Here is an 18,208-nt window from a genome sequence, read left to right as displayed (position 1 = left end):
GAGGTCAGCCCGTCTTCAGCGCGGCGAGGCGGGCCTCCACCTCGGCGCTGTCGCCCAGCGTGTCCAGCTGCTCGAACTGGGCGTCCAGCGACGACGCGGCGAGCTCCTGCTTGCCCAGTGCCTTCGCCTCCTCGCGCCGGACCTTGTCCTCGAAGCGGCTGATCTCGCTGGTCGGGTCGAGGACGTTGATGTTCTTCACGGAGTCCATCATCCGGTTCTGCGCCTGGGCGGACTTGGCGCGGGCGACCAGCTCGTCACGCTTGGACTTCAGCTCCGTCAGCTTCGTCTTCATCTGGTCCAGGCCGGACTTCAGCTTGTCCACCACCTCTGTCTGCGCGGCGATGGTGGGCTCCGCGGTCTTCGCCTCCTTCTCCGACTGGAGCTGGCGGCCGAGTGCGACCTTGGCCAGGTTGTCGAACTTGTCGGCGTCGGGGCCCGATCCGCCCGCGCGCAGCTCGTCGGCCTTGCGGCTGGCGGCGAGCGCCTTCTCACCCCATTCCTTGGCCGCCGCGACGTCCTCACGGTGGTCCTGCTCCATAAGGCGCAGATTGCCGATGGTGGCGGCCACGGCCTGTTCGGCCTCCGAGATGTTGGACGTGTAGTCGCGGATGAGCTGGTCCAGCATCTTCTGCGGGTCCTCGGCCTGGTCGAGCAGGGCGTTGATGTTGGCCTTCGCCAGCTGGGTGACGCGTCCGAGAACGGTCTGCTTGGTCATGGCACTCTCCTGTGTGTCCGGTCCTGCTGTGCAACGTGACGTGTACGTCTTCGGCTGTGCGCTCGGCCGCGTGTACGGCTGTCGGGCATCGGGCATCGCCCGCGTCCACGGCTGTGGGCCTCGTTCAGAAGCGGCCGCCGCCGCCCCGCCGGCCGCGGGTGCCCCCGCCGCCGAAGCTCCCCGGCCCGCCGCCCCCGCCGAAGCCGCCTCCGAAGCCGCCCCCGCCTCCGAACCCGCCCCCTCGGCCGCCGCCCATGAGTCCGCCGAGGATGATCCCGCCGAGGACCGCGCCGCCCATGCCCCCGCCCGCACCGCCACCCGGGCCGCCCCGTCCCCCGTACGCGCGCACATCCTGCTCCGCGAGGCTCCGCGCCTCCCCGGCCAGCGCGTCCGCCCGCTGTGCCTCGGCCAGCGCCGCCTGCGCATCGTCCGTCCCGGCCAGCTCACGGGCCCGCTCCAGTCGCCGCTGGGCCTCCGCCAGCCGGGTCCGGGCCTGACTGCCGACCGCACCCCTGTTGGTGGAGACGTAGTCGGCGGCGGAGCCGATCGCCGACCGTGCGGTGAGCATCGTCTGGTCGAGCAGGGAGCGGGCCCTGCGGTTGCCCTGCTCCTGCTCGCGCGCACCGGCCAGCGCCTCGTCCAGTGCCGCGTCCGCCTCCTCCACCCGGCGCAGCGCGTCGATGGGGTCGTACGCACCCGCGGCCAGCTCCTCCCGTACATCACCGGCCACGGACCGGGCGCGGGCGATCCGGCCGCGGAGGTCCGCGGTGGACACCCCCTCGGAGGTGCCCTCCAGCAGCCCTCCCGCGTCCGCCAGGTCCGTCTCCGTCTCCGTGAGCGCGGCCGGCAGTCCGGCCGCCGCCTCTTCCAGTTCCCGCGCGCGCCGGTCGACGGCGTCGACGAGCGTGGTCGCCTGGCCGATCGCACCCTCGGTGGCCCGTACGTACACCGCAGCCGCGGAGTGGTCGCCGCCGTCCACCGCCTGCCGGGCCCGGTTGAGCGACGACGTCGCGAAGACGAGCCGGTCCTTGGCCTGCTCGATACCGGCCACGACGGGGGCCGACGCGGACTCCGCGTAACGGTCGCGCAGCGCGGCCAGCGTGGTCTCCGCGGCGGAGACCCGGCCGGCGAGCGAACGGAACGCGCTCTCGGCCGCGGCCAGCGCCTGCGGGGCGTTGCGTTCCAGTTCCCGTAGCCGGTCGAAGTCCTCGGAGACCGCGTCCAGCCGTGCGTTCGCCTCCGCGCAGCGGCTGATGATCTCGTCCAGCATCCGGCGGCGGGTGGCGTCGTCCTCGGGGAAGGCGTCGTCGAGCTGCTGACGCAGCCGGAAGGCCGCCGTCAGCTCGCCCTTGGCGTAGCCGACGGCCTCGGCGAACGGCGCGGCGGCCGCCTCGCCGAACTGGGCGGTGGCGAATCCGAGTTCCTCGTCGCTCGTGCGGACCGCGTCGTCCGTGTCGACGAGCGTCTCCTTGGCCTGTGCGTCGAGTTCGGGGAGGGGGACGGGCGGCTGCTCCGGTTCGCCCTGCCCGGCTCCGGCCGGACCCCAGCCCGTCGCGCCGGGTGTCGTACGGGTGGTGGCGCGGCGCTTGCGCCGGGTGAACGCGTACGCGGCAACCGCTCCGACGCCGCCGACGAGGACGATCGGCAGCACCAGGTCCCCGGCGCTCGTCCCGCCGGAGCTCCCCGCGCCGGGGTCGGCGGCACCCGGGGTGATCGTCGGGGTGGGGACGGGTGAACCGGTCAGGACGGCGGAGTACCCGTCGGCCGCCCCGATCGCGGCACCCGCCCAGTCGTTCTCCTTGAGCGCCGGCTCGATGGCGGTGCTCGCCACGTCCTGGAGCTGCGCGTCGGTGAGGCGGGAGTCCTGGTCGACGGAGTAGGCGTACTGCCGGTCGTGGGTGGCGACAGCCAGCAGCACGTCGTCGAGGCCGAGCCCGTTGCGGTCGGCCGTCTCGTCGGCCCAGTCCTGCGCGGAGCGCCCGGAGAAGTCACGGACGTAGACCACGAAGAGCTGGATGCGGCGTTGGTCGTAGAGCCGGTCGAGCGCGGTGACGACCTGGGCCCTGCGGTCCCCGAGCGCGCCCACCCTGTCGGTGATCTGCCCGTCGCGGGACAGCGTGATGGGCCCGTCGGCGCGCGCGGCCGGCGCGGGGGCGAGGACCAGCCAGCACACCGTCAACAGCAGGGCGAGCAGGGCCCGGCCCGGTATGAGGATCCGGGTTCGGCTCACAGGCGGCATCACGTTTGTGAGGCTATGTCCGCCCCCGGCGGCCCGCGACCCGGCAGACGCTCCGGACGGTCCGCCCGGGAACGGTCCCCGGACCAGGCGCGTCCTGCTGTTCGTACGGGTGGGGCACACCGAGGAACACGGCCCGCTGTTCGTGCAGCCGGAGTACACCGAGTCACCGGGGGCTTCGGCGGACCGAGTCACCGAGTCACCCGGTCATCGGGACGCCGGGACATCGAGACACCGAGACAAGCAGGGGGCGCGCACGTGCGTGGGCGAATGGGGCGGGCGGCTGCCGCGGTACGGAGCGGGGCGGCCCGGTTCCTCGGGACCTGGCCGCGGCGGATCGCGCTGGGGCTGGTCCTGGTGATCGTGGTGCCGGTCCTCACCGCGGGTGTCGCACTGCGGCTCAACTTCACCGGCGATCCCGGGGACGGCACCCTGACCCGTGGCCGCGACGCCGTCTGGCTGGGGCACGCCTGGGTCGACGGACGGAAGAAGGACGCCGACCTCGCCGCGTTCGCCGCCCGGATCAAGGGCACGGGCATCAAGGACCTGTACGTCCATGCCGGGCCGCTGGAGCACGACGGCACCCTCCCCGCCTCCCGCTACCCCCGGGCGCACTGGCTGATCGACGCCGTGCACCGGACCATGCCGGGCATCCGCGTCCAGGCCTGGCTCGGGGACAGGCTGGCGAGCGAGGGGCCCGACGGGCTGCGTCTGGAGCGTGCCGCGTCGCGCGCCGCGGTCGTGGGCTCCGCGCGGCAGATCCTGGACGCCGGGTTCGACGGCGTGCACTTCGACCTGGAACCCCTGCACTCCGGCGACGCGCACTACCTCTCGCTCCTGGACGGTCTGCGGGCGCTCACCCGGGCGCGCGAGGTGCCGCTCTCCGTGGCGGCCCACCAGATCGACCCGCTGCCAGCGGCGCAGACCGTCCTCGGGGCGGTCACCGGCCGGGGCAAGTGGTGGTCGCAGAAGTACTTCGGGCAGGTGGCCCGCAAGGTGGACCAGATCGCCGTCATGTCGTACGACACCTGGATGCCGCTGGAAGGGCTGTACGGCGGATACGTGGCCGAACAGACGTCGCTGGCGCTCGAAGTGACGCCCCGCGACACCGATCTGCTGATGGGACTGCCGTTCTTCCACGAGAACGACCTCGGACACCACGCGTCGGCGGAGACGGTCGCGGCCGCGGTCCGCGGCACCAGACTGGGGCTGGGGCGCACGGACCGCGGCCGGGAACGGTTCGGGGTCGCGCTCTATGTCGACTTCGCCGCCCAGGACGGCGACTGGGCCGCGTACCGGGAGGGCTGGCACCGAACCGGCAGCCGGTGACCGGGCGCGCGCCTCAGATGCTGAACCGCTCCTTGGTGAGCAGCGGCCGCACCCGGGAGCGGAACCCACCGGTCCGGAACGGCTGCTGCAACAGGCCGGGGCGGAGGGCCTGGGCCAGGGCCGCGGCGATCATCCCCTGGTCCAGGGCGAGCAGATAGTCGCTGACCCGTCCGGTGGAGACGTTGACGGAGTCCCGGAACCCGTAACCCTCGTGATAGGCACCGAAGTCGCGGTCGAGCGCCCGCAGATTCGCCACCGCCTCGGCCGGCGCGTACGGCAGTGCGAGGAACGAGGCGTGCGGGGTGACCACACCGTTGGTGAACGCCGACGCGGGCGGCAGCGGAGCGCCGTCCGTCGTGTACGTACGGTCGGTGTTGGAGGCGTAGCCGTCGAGCTGCATGCCGAGCGCGTCGACGCCGTACTCCTGATAGCCGCCCTCGGGGATGTTGGCGGGCGAGAAGCCCCAGTACCCGTACTCCGCCTCCTGCGTACCGTGCTCGATCTGGCTGCGCACATAGCGCTGATGGGTACGGCCCCACGACTGCGGCGACCACTCCGGCTCCGGCACGAACAGCGGAACCATCAGCGCCTCGAACATCGATCCGCCCCAGGTGGGGACGATCTTGCGGCCGCGGTGCGTGTAGTGGCCCTGCCAGACGCGGACGCCGTCCATCGCCACGTAACCGCCCTGCGGCTGCTGCTCCTGCTCGTTGCCCGGGACCATGGTGCGCAGCAGGTGCCAGTAGTGGTCGGCGGGCAGCGAACCGTCCGCGATGCCCAGATAACTCGCCATACGGGGCTCGGTGTTGAGGGCGCCGTAGTGGTGACCGGTGGGCTCCTCGGTGTCCGTCCAGAAGCCGCCGCGCAGCTGGCCGGGGCCGGTGACCGGGTCCGCCGGGTCGTAGGGCGTGTAGTAGTACGACCAGTCCGCGTCCGCCAGGATGCGGGCGATGCGCGGACGCAGCGCGGGAGCCGCGTCCGCGGCGATGCGCAGGCCGGTGATCAGCCACGCGTTGTCGACGGACGACAGGAACGGGCGGACCTGGTCGCCGGTGCCGGGCCACTCGGTCAGCACCGAACCGTCGTGGGCGTCGTACCAGTTGAGCCAGAAGCCGTGGTGGCGCTCCAGCCGCTCGACGGACCGGACGGTGAGATCGAGCCTGCGCCGCATCGTGGCGTCGCTGATCACGCCGAGCCCGGCGGCGGCGACGGTGGACCACAGACCGCAGCCGATATTGGTCGGCGAGGTCTGGCGGGACTGGACGGGGCCGCCCGGCCCGCTCACGTCGATCTTGTCGACGGCGAGGCCGAGACCGGTCGTCATGGCCTCGATCGAGCGGTACGTGTCGCGGAACCAGTGCAGCAGCTGCGGTGAACCGGCGGCGGAGGCGGCGCCTGCGGTGGGGGCGGACACGGCTCCGAGCGACAGGGCGGCGGCCCCGGTCCCGGCGGCGGTGAGAAACGTGCGACGGTCCATGAAGGTCCAGCTCCCGGTGGCAGAAGGGGATGGGGGAGTTCGTGGCGTGCTCGATGCTGCGGAGGCACCTCCGCCGCCGTTTTCGGGTACGGCTGCCGGCACGGCCGGGGCCGTGGGGCCCGGACCGCGCCGGGGCTGCGGTGGTGCGGTGGTGCGGTGAATCAGTGGTGCGGTGAATCCGGTGGTGCGGTACGGGAACCGGCGGATGTCAGGTTCCGCCGGTTCCCGTACGCGCGGGAGCCGTCAGGAGCTCCCGGTCGTGGGGCCGGTGCAGAGGCTGTCGGGCGGCCTCTCAGCCGGCGTCGCGCGGCAGGGTCCGGGTGCGGCCCATCTCGCCCAGCCAGACGGCGGACGGCTTCGGCAGCCGCTCGAACGTCTCCGGGTTCCAGCCGATGAGGCCGAAGGTGGGCTTGTAGGAGCCCCACTCGTAGTTGTCGAGCGCGCTCCAGGCCAGGTAGCCCTGGATGTTGAGGCCGTCCTCGATGGCGGCGGCGACCTCGTTCAGCGCGCCGGTGTAGTAGTCGATCCGGCGGCTGTCCACGTCGGTGGCGATGCCGTTCTCGGTGACGATCAGCGGCACGTCGTGGCCCACGACGTCGGCGGTGTGGCGCAGCGCGTAGCCGACGGCGGAGGGGTAGTACTCCCACTGCGTGAGGGTGCGCTCGACGTCGTCCGAGGTGGGGATCGGGCCGTCGGTGCCGATCTTCGTCCGGGTGTAGGACTGCACACCGATCCAGTCGTCGCCGCGGGCGGCCTCGATGAAGACGTCCTCGCGGGGGTGACGGTAGGCCGCGGTGACCTCCTCGGCGCCGGGGAGGGCCTGGTAGACCTGGTTGGCGATGGTCCAGCCGACCTGGATGTCGGCGTTGATCGCCTTGACCTCCTTGACGGCGGCGTGGTGGGCGGCGATCACGGCCACGGTCGTCTCGTCGTCCGGGGTCGGCAGACCGGCGGGCGGGAAGCCGATGTCGCCGCGCTTGGCCTGACCCGCCATGACGGCGATCATGTTCGGCTCGTTGATGGTGCAGACGTGGCTGACGCCCTCGCCGATGACCGGTGCGCAGGCCGCGACGTAACGGGCGAACAGCTCGGTCGCGCCCTCGGCGGTGAAGCCGCCGCGGGCCTCGAACCACTGGGGGACGGTGAAGTGGTGCAGGGTGACCATGGGGCGCAGGCCGCGCTCGATGGCGCCCTCGACCATCCGGCGGTAGTGGGCGAGCTCGGCCCGGGAGAACTGGCCCTCGGCGGGCTCGATGCGGGCCCACTCGATGGAGAACCGGTAGTCGGTGAAGCCCAGTCCGGCCAGCACGTCCATGTCCTCGTGCCAGCGGTGGTAGCTGTCGCAGGCGTCCAGGCTGGGCTCCTGGATGTGGGTGCCCGCGGTGTGCTCCTTGACCCACCAGTCGCTGTTGGTGTTGTTGCCCTCGATCTGGTGGGCGGCCGTGGAGGCGCCCCACAGGAAGCCTTCGGGGAACGGAACCTGGGTGTGAGTCATCGCAAACTGTCTTTCTGGTGCGTGAAGGGGGGCGGCCGCCGGAAGTGAGGGGTGCGGCCTCGTACGTTTCGGTGGGGCGGCGGGTTACTTCATGCCCGCCGTGGCGATGCCCTGGGTGAAGTGCCGCTGGAGCGCGATGAACACGACCAGGACCGGCAGCACGATCAGGAAGGACCCGGCCATCAGCATGCCGTTGGAGCCGCCCGCCTTGTTCGGGTCGGTGGCGAACGTCGCCAGGGCGACCGGCAGCGTGTACTTGTCCGGGTCGTTGGTCGCGATGAGCGGCCAGACGAAGTTGTTCCAGGACCCCAGGAACGTGAAGATCGACAGCGTCGCCAGGGCGGGCTTCACCAGCGGCATCACGATCCGCCAGAAGATGTACCACTCGCCGGCGCCGTCCATCCGGGCCGCTTCCAGCAGCTCGTCCGGGATCGACTGCATGAACTGGCGCATCAGGAAGACCCCGAAGGCGCCCGCCGCGAACGGCAGCACCAGACCGGCGTACGAGTCGATCAGGCCCATCTTGCTCATCAGCACGAACAGCGGCAGGAGCATCAGGTTGCCGGGCACCATGAGGGCGCCGAGCACCAGACCGAAGATCTTGTTGCGGCCGGCGAACCTCAGCTTGGCCAGGGCGTACCCGAGCATCGAGCAGAACACCAGGTTCGAGACGGTGACCAGCACCGCGACGATCACCGAGTTCATGAAGTACAGCGGCAGGTCCAGCTTGTCGAGCAGGTCCCGGAAGTTGTCCAGGGTCCACTCGGTCGGGATCCAGACCGGCGGGCTCGCGGTCAGCTCGCTCGACGTCTTGAACGCGGAGAGGGCCATCCACAGGAACGGCGCCGACATGATCAGCAGCCCGAGCGAGAGCAGGACGTAGACGAGGACCCGCTTCAGCGAACGCGGCCGCTTGCCGCCGTCCGGCTGCCCGGTGTCCCCGGGCTTCTTCGACGGCGCCGTCGAGACGGCGCCCGGTGCACTGGTGGCGCTCATTTCGTGTTGTCCTTCAGCAGTCGGAGCTGCAGCACCGTGATGCCCATGATCACTACGAAGAGGACATACGCCATGGCGCTCGCATAGCCCATGTGGAAGAAGTTGAAGCCCTCGCGGTACATGTTCAGCGAGACGGTGAGCGTCGAGTCCGAGGGTCCGCCCTGCGTCATCACGAAGGGCTCCTCGAAGACGTTGAGGTAGCCGATTGTGGTGATCACCGTGGCGTAGAGCAGCGTGGGCCGCAGCAGCGGGACGGTGATGCCCTTGAACTCCTGCCAGATGTTCGCGCCGTCCAGCCGCGCCGCCTCCCGCACCTCGGTGGGGATGGCCTGGAGACCGGCGATGAAGAGCACCATGACCGTGCCCACGTTGCGCCAGACCGCCATCGCGATCATGGACGGCATGGCGAGCGTCTCGGAGCCGAGGAAGTCCGGCGCGGTGAGGCCCACTTCGGAGAAGAGGCCCGCGACGAGACCGTCGCTCGGATCGAGCACGAACCGCCAGACGACGGCGACCGCGACGATGGTGGTGACGACCGGGGCGTAGAAGCCGACGCGGAAGAAGGTCCGGGCCCGGTCGATGCCGTTGTTCAGCAGTACGGCGACGACCAGTCCGAGGAGGATCGTCAGCGGGACCCCGACGACCACGAAGTACGCCGTGTTGAAAAGCGACTTGAGGAACTTCTCGTCGCTGAACAGCTTGGTGTAGTTCTCGAAGCCGATGAAGTTCGCGTCCAGCGGGTGCGTCACGTTGCGCAGCCCGAAGTCCGTGAAGCTCATCACCAGCGTGGCGATGATCGGGACGGCCATGAAGACGAGGAAGAGCACGAGGAAGGGGGTGGAGAACAGCCAGCCGGCCATGTTCTGCACGCCCATCGAGGGCTTCCTGCGGCTTCGCGAACCCTTCGGCCCGGCGGCCGGGGACGTGGTCCCCGGCCCGGCCTGCACCTTGGCCGGCTGTGCGGCCTTTCCGGTCGTGGTGCTCATGGCTCCTACTTCACGAGGCCTTCGATCTGGGACTGCGCGGTCTTCAGCGCGTCCTCGGCGGACGCCTTGCCCTGGGTCACCTTCGCGATGGCCTGGTCGACCTTGTCGGTGACCTCGGTCCAGTTGGGCAGCGAGGGGGAGGACTTGGCGGTGTCCATCTGCTTCTTGAATATCTGCAGATCGGCGTCGTCGGCGAGGGCACCGGAGGTCCAGGCGGCGGTGTTGGCCGGCAGGTCCTTGGTGCGCTTGTACCAGTCGGCCTGGCCCTCTGTGTCCGTCAGGTACTTGATGAACTGGGTGGCCGCGGCCTTGTGCTCGCTGTCCTTGGAGATCACCAGGGAGGAGCCGCCGGCCATCGAGACGGAGGACTTGTCGGCGGGCACGTTGGCCACCGCCCACTTGCCCTTGAGCTGCGGCTGGCCCTCGTTCAGCAGGGTCACGTGCCAGGGGCCGCCGAAGAACATCGGGACGCGGCCGTTGCCGAAGTCCTTCACGACGTCGTAGCCGGGCTGCACGGACTTGTTGGAGAGCCCCTTGTCGAAGTACGAGCCGTACTCCTTCAGCGCCTTGACGGCCTCGGGGCTGTCGACGACGGCCTCGCCCTTGTCATTGACGATCTCGCCGCCGGCCGAGTACAGGAAGGAGTAGAAGTTCTGCACCGTGTCCAGGCCACTGGGCTGGATGGACAGGCCCCACTTGGTACCGGCCTTCTTCTGGTACGCGGTGGCGAGGTCCTGCATCTCCTTCCAGTTGGTCGGAGCCTTGGTGATGCCGGCCTTCTCGGCCAGGTCGGTGCGGTAGTAGAGGACGCGGGTGTCGACGTACCACGGCACGCCGTACGCCTGTCCGTCCACCTCGCCCTGCTGCCAGCCGGCCGGGAAGAAGTCCTTCTCCTGGAAGGTCTTGGTGTCGACCGGTTCCAGCACGCCGAGCTCGGAGAACTCGCCCATGTAGCTGCCGCCCATCTGCGCCACGTCCGGCATGGTGCCGGCGGCGGCCGCGGAGACGAGCTTCTGGTGGGCGACGTCCCAGCCGACCGGGGTCACCTTGACGGTGATGTTCGGGTTGGCCTTCTCGTACACCTTGGCCACATCCGCGAGCTTCTCGCCCTCGGCCCCCATGGCCCAGACGGTGAGCGTCTGCTTCTTGTCCGCGGCGACGTCCTCGCCACCGGAGCTGCCGCAGGCGGTGAGGCCGAGGGCGAGCACGACTGCGATTCCGATGCCGGTGGAGGCGTTTCTGGCGGTGCGGGACATGGAGGGCTCCTCCTTGAGCAATCCGGATGTATGCGCTGCCTGTAAGCGCATACATCACTCTGCGGCAGAGATTCGGGAATCCGCAAGAGGGTGCTAGGTCACACTCGTGCAACGTGCTGGACATCTGAATGTTCAATTTGAAACGGTAAGGGGGCCGTTTGTGGAAAAGGTGATGATGTGACCGATTTCGCAGGGTTGGCTGATGAGTCGATCGGAGCCCTGGAAGCCTGCGTGAGGAGGGGGATAGTGTCGTGATCATGACTTCGTTCGTGCATGAGTTCCCCTTCGATCCGGCCCACGGCCGCACCCTCGACGACCTGGTGGCCGTCGGCGCGCCGCCCGCCCCCGACGACTTCGCCGACTTCTGGCGGGCCCGGTACGAAGTGGCCCGCAGTGTCGCCACGGACCCGGAACTCGGGCCGCTGGAGGACGAGCGCGACGGCGTGCGCATCCACGGTGTGACGTACACCTCGGTGGGCGGGGTGCGCCTCGGCGGCTGGGTGGCGCTTCCGGCGGAGGGCCCGGCGGCGGAGCCGGTGCGCCACGGGTTCGTCGTCGGGCACGGGTACGGCGGGCGCCAGGAGCCCGGGCCCGACGTGCCGCTGCCCCTGCCGTCGTCGGCCGCGATCCTGCCGTGCGTACGGGGGATGGGGGCGCGCGGACTCGTGGCGGGCATCCCCGACGTCTCCTCCGGGCATGTGCTGCACGGCATCGAGTCGCGCGACACCTACGTCATCGGCGACTGCGTGGCGGACCTGTGGTGCGCGGCGTCCGCACTCGTGGAACTGGTGCCGGAACTGGCCGGGGCGGGCCGGCTGGGCTGCCTCGGGGAGAGCTTCGGCGGGGGACTCGGTGCGCTGGCCCTGCCGTGGGACGAGCGGTTCGGGGCCGGGCAGCTGACGGTGCCCACGTTCGGGAACCACCCACTGCGGCTCACGCTGCCGTGCACGGGGAGCGGAGAGGCGGTGCGCGGGTACCACCACGAGCACCCCGAGGTCGTGGACGTGCTGCGGTACTTCGACGCCGCCACGGCCGCGGGGTTCGCGGAGCAGCCGGCGCTCGTGGCCGCCGCGCTGTTCGACCCGTCCGTGCCGCCGCCGGGCCAGTTCGCCGTGTACAACGCGCTGGCGGGGGAGCGGGAGCTGCTGGTGCTGCCTGCGGGGCACTTCGAGTACGAGGGGCTGGCGCAGGAGGAGGCCGGGCTGGTGGAGGCGCGGCGCGAGTTCTTCGGGAAGCGGCTGGGGCGGTGAGCCGCGCGCCGGGCGGAACGGAGGTCCCGCCCGGCGCGGCACGGTCAGCCGCAGCCGCAGCTGGCCCGGCGGATCACGGAGACCGGGAGGGTGAGCGACACCGGTTCGCGGCCACTGTTGTTCAGCCGCTCGACCAGTAGCTCGACCGCCTGTTCGCCCAGCCTGCGGATCGGCTGGCGCACCGTCGTCAGCGGTGGCTGGACGATCCGGCCGAGCGGGATCCCGTCGAAGCCGGTCACCGCCATGTCCTGGGGCACCCGCAAGCCGCGCCGCGCCAGGGCACGCAGGGCGCCCACCGCCATCTGGTCGTTGGCGAAGAGCATCGCCTCGGGCAGCTCCCCGCCCCGGTCCAGCAGGGTCTCGGCCGCCTGGGCGCCCTCGGCCTGCTTCATCATCGTCGTCCTGAGGGCCGGCTCGTCCGGTACCGGCAGGCCGGCGTCCCGGCACGCCTCCTGGAAGCCGCGGAACCGCGCCTCCGAGTCCGGTGAGTCGGTGTCGCCCGCGACGAAGGCGAGCCGGCGCCGGCCGTGGTCCTCGATCAGGTGGCGGGTCAGCTCGCGTTCGCCGTCGGCGTTGGCGACGATGATGTGGTCGAGGTGGTCGATCTCGCGCGGACCGGCGAGCATCACCACCGGCAGCCGGCGCGATATCACTTCGAGGTCCTCGGTCGGCACGGTCTGGGCCAGGACGGCGAAACCGTCGACCCGCCCCGCGACCTTCGCGACCAGGCTCTCCGGGCCGCCCTCCAGGGACGCCGCGATCAGCAGCGCGTACCCGTGCCGCCGGGCCGCGCGCTCCATGCCGCGGATGATCTGGTCGGAGTACAGCATCACCGCGTCGTCGGCGTCGCTGTCCGCCTCGGCGTCGGCCTCGGCGTCCGGGTCCGCGTAGTCCGGGAAGCACAGACCGAGCACTCCGGTGGTGCGGCTCGCGAGCCCCCTTGCGCTGCCGCTCGGTACGTAGCCGAGCTCGCGGGCCGCGTCGAGGACCCGCTCGCGGGTCTGGGCGCGCACTGATTCCGGGGTGCGGTAGACCCGCGAAACCGTGGCGATGGAGACGCCCGACCGCTCCGCCACGTCGTACACCGTTGGGGCGCTCACTCGACCGACCGTCCGCTTCTTCTTCCGTACCGACGCGTATCGGCACAACCCTCGCCGTACACGTTATGAAAGCGCATTCACCCTAGATCGCAGGCCGTGTGCGGGCAAGGCTGTCCATGAATCAACAGGCAACCTTGCAAGATGGCCTGTGCATCTTTTACGGTGAAGGCGTGACGCAGCCGCCCGGAACCACGCCCGCCGACCCGACCGCGGAGGAGGTGGCGAACCACCTCGCCTCGGTGGTCGGCAGGCTGCTGCGGCGGCTTCGCTCCTCGTCGTCGGAGAGTCTGCTGACCCCGACCCAGCGCTCGGTGCTGGCCCGGCTGGACGACGGGGGCCCTGCCACCACGGCCGATCTGGCCCGCTCCGAATTCGTGCGCCCCCAGTCCATGCGGCTGACGCTGGGCGCGCTGGAGGAGCAGGGGCTCGTCGACCGGGCACCCGATCCGGTCGACGGCCGCAAGTCGGTCATGTCGGTCACGGACGCCGGCCGCGCGACTCTCGCCGAGGTCCGTGCCGCCAAACGCAACTGGCTCGCCGACGCGATCGCCGCCGAGCTGGACGGGGCGGAGCGCCGCACCGTCGCCGAGGCCGCCGCCCTCGTCGAGCGCCTGGTCGGTTCATGACCGCGCCCACCACACGCGGCGACAGCCCGGGGGGACCGGCCCGCCGGACCCCGCGCCCGCCATCCATGACGGGAGTCCGGGGGACCGGCCCGCCGGACCCCGCGCCCGCCATCCATGACGGGAGTCCGGGGGACCGGCCCGCCGGACCCCGCGCCCGCCCGCCCCCGTACTCGAATCCCCGAGCACCACCCGGCAAGGAGCCCCGCCATGAGCGCCACCACCCTCGACCCGAAGAGCGCCCTGATCGTCGTCGACCTCCAGAAGGGCATCGTCGGTCTGCCGACCGCCCACTCCGCCGCCGAGGTCGTCGCGCGTGCCGCGACCCTGGCCGACGCCTTCCGGGCCAAGGGCCTCCCGGTCGTCCTGGTCCGTGTCACCGGCGGCGCCCCCGGCCGCACGGACGGCCCCGCCCGGTCCGGGCAGCCGGCAGCCGACTGGGCCGAGATCGTCCCCGAGCTCGGCCCGCAGGAGAGCGACATCGTCGTCACCAAGCAGCAGTGGGGCGCCTTCTACGGCACCGACCTCGACCTCCAGCTGCGCCGCCGCGGTGTCACGCAGGTCGTGGTGGCCGGGATCGCGACCAGCATCGGCGTCGAGTCCACCGCCCGCGCGGCGCACGAGCACGGCTACCACGTCACCGTCGCCACGGACGCGGTGACCGACATGAGCGCCGAGGCCCACGACAACAGCGTCGGGCGGATCTTCCCCCGCCTCGGCGAGACGGACACGACGGACGTGATCGTCAAGCTGCTCGGCTGACCACCGGCCTCATGTCGCGTCCCGCCGGCGGATCTTGTTCCCCAGCCACACCAGCGGGTCGTACTTGCGGTCCACCGCCCGCTCCTTCAACGGAATCAGCGCGTTGTCGGTGATCTTGATGTGCTCGGGGCACACCTCCGTACAGCACTTCGTGATGTTGCAGAGGCCGAGCCCGTGCTCCTCCTGGGCCGTCGCCTTCCGGTCGAGACCGGCTTCGGCGGCGGCGTCCAGGGGGTGCATGTCCAGTTCGGCGACCCGCATCAGGAAGCGCGGCCCGGCGAAGGCCGACTTGTTCTCCTCGTGGTCGCGCACCACGTGGCAGGTGTCCTGGCACAGGAAGCACTCGATGCACTTGCGGAACTCCTGCGAGCGGTCCACATCGACCTGCTGCATCCGGTACTCGCCCGCCTTCACCCCCTCCGGGGGCACGAACGCGGGGATCTCGCGCGCCTTGGTGTAGTTGAAGGACACATCCGTCACCAGGTCGCGCACCACGGGGAATGCCCGCAGCGGTGTGACGGTGATCGTCTCCTCACGGCCGAAGACCGACATCCGCGTCATGCACAGCAGCCGCGGCCTGCCGTTGATCTCCGCGCTGCACGAACCGCACTTGCCCGCCTTGCAGTTCCACCGCACCGCCAGATCACCCGCCTGGGTGGCCTGGATGCGGTGGATGATGTCGAGGACGACCTCACCGTCGTTGACCTCGACCTCGAAGTCCTCCAGACCGCCGCCTTCGGTGTCCCCGCGCCACACCCTGAACCGTGCGTCGTAGCTGCTCACTCTTCGAGCTCCTCATCGGCGAGGTACTTGACCAGCTCCTCCTTCTCGAAGAGGGAGAGCAGATCCGGACGGATGGGTTCGGTCACCTTGCGTACGAGGTCGATCCGGCCCTCCGGCGGTGCGGCGGAGTCATGGGCCGGCCGGCACAGTAGATTGACCGGGCGCCAGGAGCGCTCCATCCCCGGGCAGTCCTCGCGGGTGTGGCCGCCGCGGCTCTCGGTGCGCTCCAGCGCCGCCCGCGCGATGCACTCGCTGACCAGCAGCATGTTCCGCAGGTCCAGGGAGAGGTGCCAGCCGGGGTTGAACTGCCGGTGCCCCTCGACCCCGGCGCGCCGGGCCCGTTCGCGCAGCCCGGCCAGCTTCTCCAGGGCCTGTTCCATCTCGGGGGCCCGCCGGATGATGCCGACCAGGTCGTTCATCGTCTGCTGGAGTTCCTGGTGCAGGGTGTACGGATTCTCCGTCGGCACACCCTCGGCGAGGTCCTCCGCGCTGAACGGACGCAGGGCCTCCGCGGCCGCTGCGTCGATCTGCGCCTCGTCGACCACCGGCAGGGCGTCGGCGGACGCGGCGTACCCGGCGGCGTGCAGCCCCGCCCGCCGGCCGAAGACCAGCAGATCGGACAGGGAGTTGCCGCCGAGCCGGTTGGAGCCGTGCATGCCGCCCGCCACCTCGCCCGCCGCGAAGAGACCCGGCACGTCGAGGGCGGCGGCGGTGTCGGAGTCGACGGCTATGCCGCCCATCACGTAGTGGCAGGTCGGGCCCACCTCCATCGCCTCGGCGGTGATGTCGACGTCCGCCAGCTCCTTGAACTGGTGGTACATCGACGGCAGCCGGCGCCGGATCCGCTCCGCGTCCATCCGGGTCGACACATCGAGGAACACCCCGCCGTGCGGCGATCCGCGCCCCGCCTTCACCTCGGAGTTGATGGCCCGGGCGACCTCGTCGCGCGGCAGCAGTTCGGGCGGGCGGCGGTTGTGGTCCGGGTCCTCGTACCAGCGGTCGCCCTCCTCCTCCGACTGCGCGTACTTCTCCTTGAACACGTCGGGGACGTAGTCGAACATGAACCGCTTGCCCTCGGAGTTCCGCAGCACCCCGCCGTCGCCGCGCACCGACTCGGTGACGAGGATGCCCTTGACCGAGGGCGGCCAGACCATGCCGGTGGGGTGGAACTGCACGAACTCCATGTTCAGCAGGGGCGCGCCGGCGAGCAGGGCCAGCGCGTGGCCGTCGCCGGTGTACTCCCAGGAGTTCGACGTCACCTTGAAGGACTTGCCGATGCCGCCGGTGGCGAGGACCACCGCAGGGGCCTCCAGCACGAAGAAGCGGCCGGTCTCGCGCTCGTAGCAGAAGGTCCCGGAGACGCGCTCCCCGTCCTTCAGGACGCGGGTGACGGTGCACTCCTGGAAGACCTTCAACCGCGCCTCGTGGTCACCGAATTCGCGTTCGTCCTCCTGCTGGAGCGAGACGATCTTCTGCTGGAGGGTGCGGATCAGTTCGAGGCCGGTACGGTCCCCGACGTGTGCCAGGCGCGGGTACTCGTGGCCGCCGAAGTTGCGCTGGGAGATCTTCCCCTCGGGGGTGCGGTCGAAGAGCGCGCCCCAGGTCTCCAGCTCCCAGACCCGGTCGGGCGCCTCCTTGGCGTGCAGTTCCGCCATCCGCCACTGGTTGAGGAACTTGCCGCCGCGCATGGTGTCGCGGAAGTGCACCTGCCAGTTGTCCCCGGAGTTCACATTGCCCATGGAGGCGGCGATTCCGCCTTCCGCCATGACCGTGTGCGCCTTGCCGAAGAGCGATTTGCAGATGACGGCCGTACGGGCCCCGCGCTCCCGGGCCTCGATGGCGGCGCGCAGTCCGGCGCCTCCGGCACCGACCACGACGACGTCCCACTGCTGTCGTTCGAGCTCAGTCATTCAGAAAAACCTCGGATCGTCGAAGGCGCCGGAGGCGACGAGATACACGTAGAAGTCGCACGCCGCCACGCTGATCAGCGAGGCCCAGGCCAGCAGCATGTGGCGGGCGTTGAGCCGCCCCACCCAGCCCCACAGCCGGTAGCGCACGGGATGCTTCGAGAAGTGCCGCAGCCGGCCGCCGATGATGTGCCGGCAGGAGTGGCAGGACAGGGTGTACGCCCAGATCAGGACGATGTTGACCAGGAAGATCAGCGAGCCGAGACCCATGTGGCCCCACGCGTAGTGCTCGTCGCGGAAGGTGAGCACGGTGTCGTACGTGAGGATCCCGGCGACCGGCACGGCGGCGTAGAAGGCGTACCGGTGGATGTTCTGCATGATCAGCGGGAAGCGGGTCTCACCGCTGTACTTCTGGTGCGGCTCGGCGACCGCGCAGGCCGGGGGCGAGGCCCAGAAGCCCCGGTAGTAGGCCTTGCGGTAGTAGTAGCAGGTCAGCCGGAAGCCGAGCGGGAAGATCAGGATCAGCAGGGCGGGGGACAGGCCCCACCAGCTGCCGAAGAGGTCCAGGTTCGGGCCGCCCCGCATGGGGGCGCAGTTGTCCGCCAGACAGGGTGAGTAGAACGGTGAGACATACGGGGCCGCGTAGTAGTCCGCGTTCGAGAAGGCCCGCCACGTCGAGTAGACGATGAAGGCGAGCAGCCCGCCCGCCGTCACGGCGGGCGCCAGCCACCAGCGGTCGGTCCGCAGGTGGCGGGCGGCGATGGCGGCCCGCGCGGGGTGGTGCACGCCCGTAGTCCGGGCGCTGCGCCCGTCCGGCGGGCGGGGCTCCGTGTCCGGAGCCGTGCCCGGGGCGCTGCCCGGGTCCTTGCCTGAATCCGTTCCTGTTTCCGTACCGGTGGCCAAGGAACTCTCCTAGGAGGTGTCAGGCATCCCCTCTAGGGGGCGTGCCTGCCGGGGACGCCCAGACCCTCGTCGTCCGAGTCCGTCCACAGGGTGGTGTCGTACGGCGCCTCGGTGATCGTGATGACGTCGTCGACGGGTGCGGCGTGGCCGGCCGGGCCGGGCGGGCCCGGTGCGGTGTCCTGCGCGCGCAGTTGCGCGAGGCTCCGCTCCAGTCGTCCGACGGTGCGGACCAGGTCGTCGAGACAGTGCTGAACTGCCGTCAATTCGTCCTGCAGTGACATGACTTGATCTCACTTCCGCAGTCGCGGGTGGCCATGCTCATGCGCATGCGAGTGTCGCGCGTCACATCCCCGTTGGGAAGAGAGCGGACCCTCCTGTCTTGCGGACGAG

General features: G+C 70.7%; 16 protein-coding genes. 4 read left to right on the top strand and 12 right to left on the bottom strand.

Features of this window, described 5'->3' with window-relative positions:
- Window positions 1-4: 4 nt before the first annotated feature.
- Both ABT025_RS02735 and ABT025_RS02730 read right to left on the bottom strand, forming a co-directional pair.
- Window positions 5-715 (bottom strand): PspA/IM30 family protein, encoded by a 711-nt coding sequence (locus ABT025_RS02735; protein WP_350989054.1) that lies wholly within the window; start codon window positions 713-715, stop codon window positions 5-7.
- Window positions 716-839: 124 nt separating this feature from the next.
- Entirely contained in the window at window positions 840-2,954 is a 2,115-nt protein-coding gene (locus tag ABT025_RS02730; RefSeq protein WP_350989420.1) for a TPM domain-containing protein, read from the bottom strand.
- Window positions 2,955-3,221: 267 nt separating this feature from the next.
- Here ABT025_RS02730 and ABT025_RS02725 point away from each other — a divergent pair, with 267 nt between their 5' ends.
- Window positions 3,222-4,280, top strand: a complete 1,059-nt coding sequence (locus ABT025_RS02725; protein ID WP_350989418.1) for a glycoside hydrolase family 18 protein — start codon at window positions 3,222-3,224, stop codon at window positions 4,278-4,280.
- Window positions 4,281-4,293: 13 nt separating this feature from the next.
- On the opposite strand, the gene ABT025_RS02720 is transcribed toward ABT025_RS02725, so the two are convergent.
- From ABT025_RS02720 to ABT025_RS02700, 5 genes are all read right to left on the bottom strand, one after another.
- Entirely contained in the window at window positions 4,294-5,757 is a 1,464-nt protein-coding gene (locus ABT025_RS02720) for a glucoamylase family protein (RefSeq protein ID WP_350989052.1), read from the bottom strand.
- 292 nt (window positions 5,758-6,049) lie between these two features.
- Window positions 6,050-7,252, bottom strand: a complete 1,203-nt coding sequence (locus ABT025_RS02715) for a glycoside hydrolase family 1 protein (RefSeq protein ID WP_350989050.1) — start codon at window positions 7,250-7,252, stop codon at window positions 6,050-6,052.
- An 84-nt stretch (window positions 7,253-7,336) separates the two neighbouring features.
- Window positions 7,337-8,248 (bottom strand): carbohydrate ABC transporter permease, encoded by a 912-nt coding sequence (locus ABT025_RS02710; RefSeq protein WP_350989048.1) that lies wholly within the window; start codon window positions 8,246-8,248, stop codon window positions 7,337-7,339.
- Entirely contained in the window at window positions 8,245-9,234 is a 990-nt protein-coding gene (locus tag ABT025_RS02705) for a carbohydrate ABC transporter permease (protein ID WP_350989046.1), read from the bottom strand. Before ABT025_RS02705 ends, ABT025_RS02710 begins: the two co-directional genes overlap by 4 nt.
- A 5-nt stretch (window positions 9,235-9,239) precedes the next feature.
- A complete protein-coding gene (locus ABT025_RS02700; protein ID WP_350989044.1) occupies window positions 9,240-10,490 on the bottom strand; it encodes a sugar ABC transporter substrate-binding protein in 1,251 nt (416 codons plus the stop codon).
- 257 nt (window positions 10,491-10,747) lie between these two features.
- Here ABT025_RS02700 and ABT025_RS02695 point away from each other — a divergent pair, with 257 nt between their 5' ends.
- Window positions 10,748-11,740 carry an acetylxylan esterase gene (locus ABT025_RS02695; RefSeq protein WP_350989042.1) on the top strand — a complete coding sequence of 331 codons (993 nt, stop codon included), beginning with the start codon at window positions 10,748-10,750 and terminating at the stop codon, window positions 11,738-11,740.
- Window positions 11,741-11,784: 44 nt separating this feature from the next.
- Here ABT025_RS02695 and ABT025_RS02690 read toward each other — a convergent pair whose 3' ends face one another.
- Window positions 11,785-12,840 (bottom strand): LacI family DNA-binding transcriptional regulator, encoded by a 1,056-nt coding sequence (locus ABT025_RS02690; protein ID WP_350989040.1) that lies wholly within the window; start codon window positions 12,838-12,840, stop codon window positions 11,785-11,787.
- Window positions 12,841-13,010: 170 nt separating this feature from the next.
- On the opposite strand from ABT025_RS02690, the gene ABT025_RS02685 reads away from it, so the two are divergent.
- Together ABT025_RS02685 and ABT025_RS02680 are read left to right on the top strand one after the other, a co-directional pair.
- Window positions 13,011-13,466: a MarR family winged helix-turn-helix transcriptional regulator gene (locus ABT025_RS02685; RefSeq protein ID WP_350989038.1), complete on the top strand. Its 456-nt coding sequence runs from the start codon at window positions 13,011-13,013 to the stop codon at window positions 13,464-13,466.
- Between the two features lie 207 nt (window positions 13,467-13,673).
- Window positions 13,674-14,225: an isochorismatase family protein gene (locus ABT025_RS02680; protein ID WP_350989036.1), complete on the top strand. Its 552-nt coding sequence runs from the start codon at window positions 13,674-13,676 to the stop codon at window positions 14,223-14,225.
- Between the two features lie 9 nt (window positions 14,226-14,234).
- Here the strand turns inward: ABT025_RS02680 and ABT025_RS02675 are convergent, their stop codons facing one another.
- The 4 genes from ABT025_RS02675 to ABT025_RS02660 are packed head-to-tail and all read right to left on the bottom strand — an operon-like array spanning window position 14,235 to window position 18,099.
- On the bottom strand, window positions 14,235-15,008 hold the full coding sequence (locus ABT025_RS02675) for a succinate dehydrogenase/fumarate reductase iron-sulfur subunit (RefSeq protein ID WP_350989034.1): 774 nt from the start codon (window positions 15,006-15,008) through the stop codon (window positions 14,235-14,237).
- The gene (locus ABT025_RS02670; protein WP_350989032.1) at window positions 15,005-16,918 is read right to left on the bottom strand and encodes a fumarate reductase/succinate dehydrogenase flavoprotein subunit; all 1,914 of its coding nucleotides are present in this window, start codon (window positions 16,916-16,918) and stop codon (window positions 15,005-15,007) included. The genes ABT025_RS02675 and ABT025_RS02670 overlap by 4 nt, the downstream gene beginning before the upstream one ends.
- Window positions 16,919-17,818, bottom strand: coding sequence for a succinate dehydrogenase subunit SdhC (gene sdhC / locus ABT025_RS02665; RefSeq protein ID WP_502971878.1), 900 nt, complete (start codon window positions 17,816-17,818; stop codon window positions 16,919-16,921).
- A 32-nt stretch (window positions 17,819-17,850) separates the two neighbouring features.
- A complete protein-coding gene (locus ABT025_RS02660) occupies window positions 17,851-18,099 on the bottom strand; it encodes an Rv0250c family protein (RefSeq protein ID WP_350989030.1) in 249 nt (82 codons plus the stop codon).
- Between the last annotated feature and the right edge of the window lie 109 nt (window positions 18,100-18,208).

Source organism: Streptomyces sp. NPDC002809 (genome assembly GCF_040295435.1).
Lineage (GTDB): Bacteria > Actinomycetota > Actinomycetes > Streptomycetales > Streptomycetaceae > Streptomyces.
The sequence above is the reverse complement of the archived record's forward strand: the minus strand, read 5'-3'. Positions and strand labels throughout refer to the sequence as shown.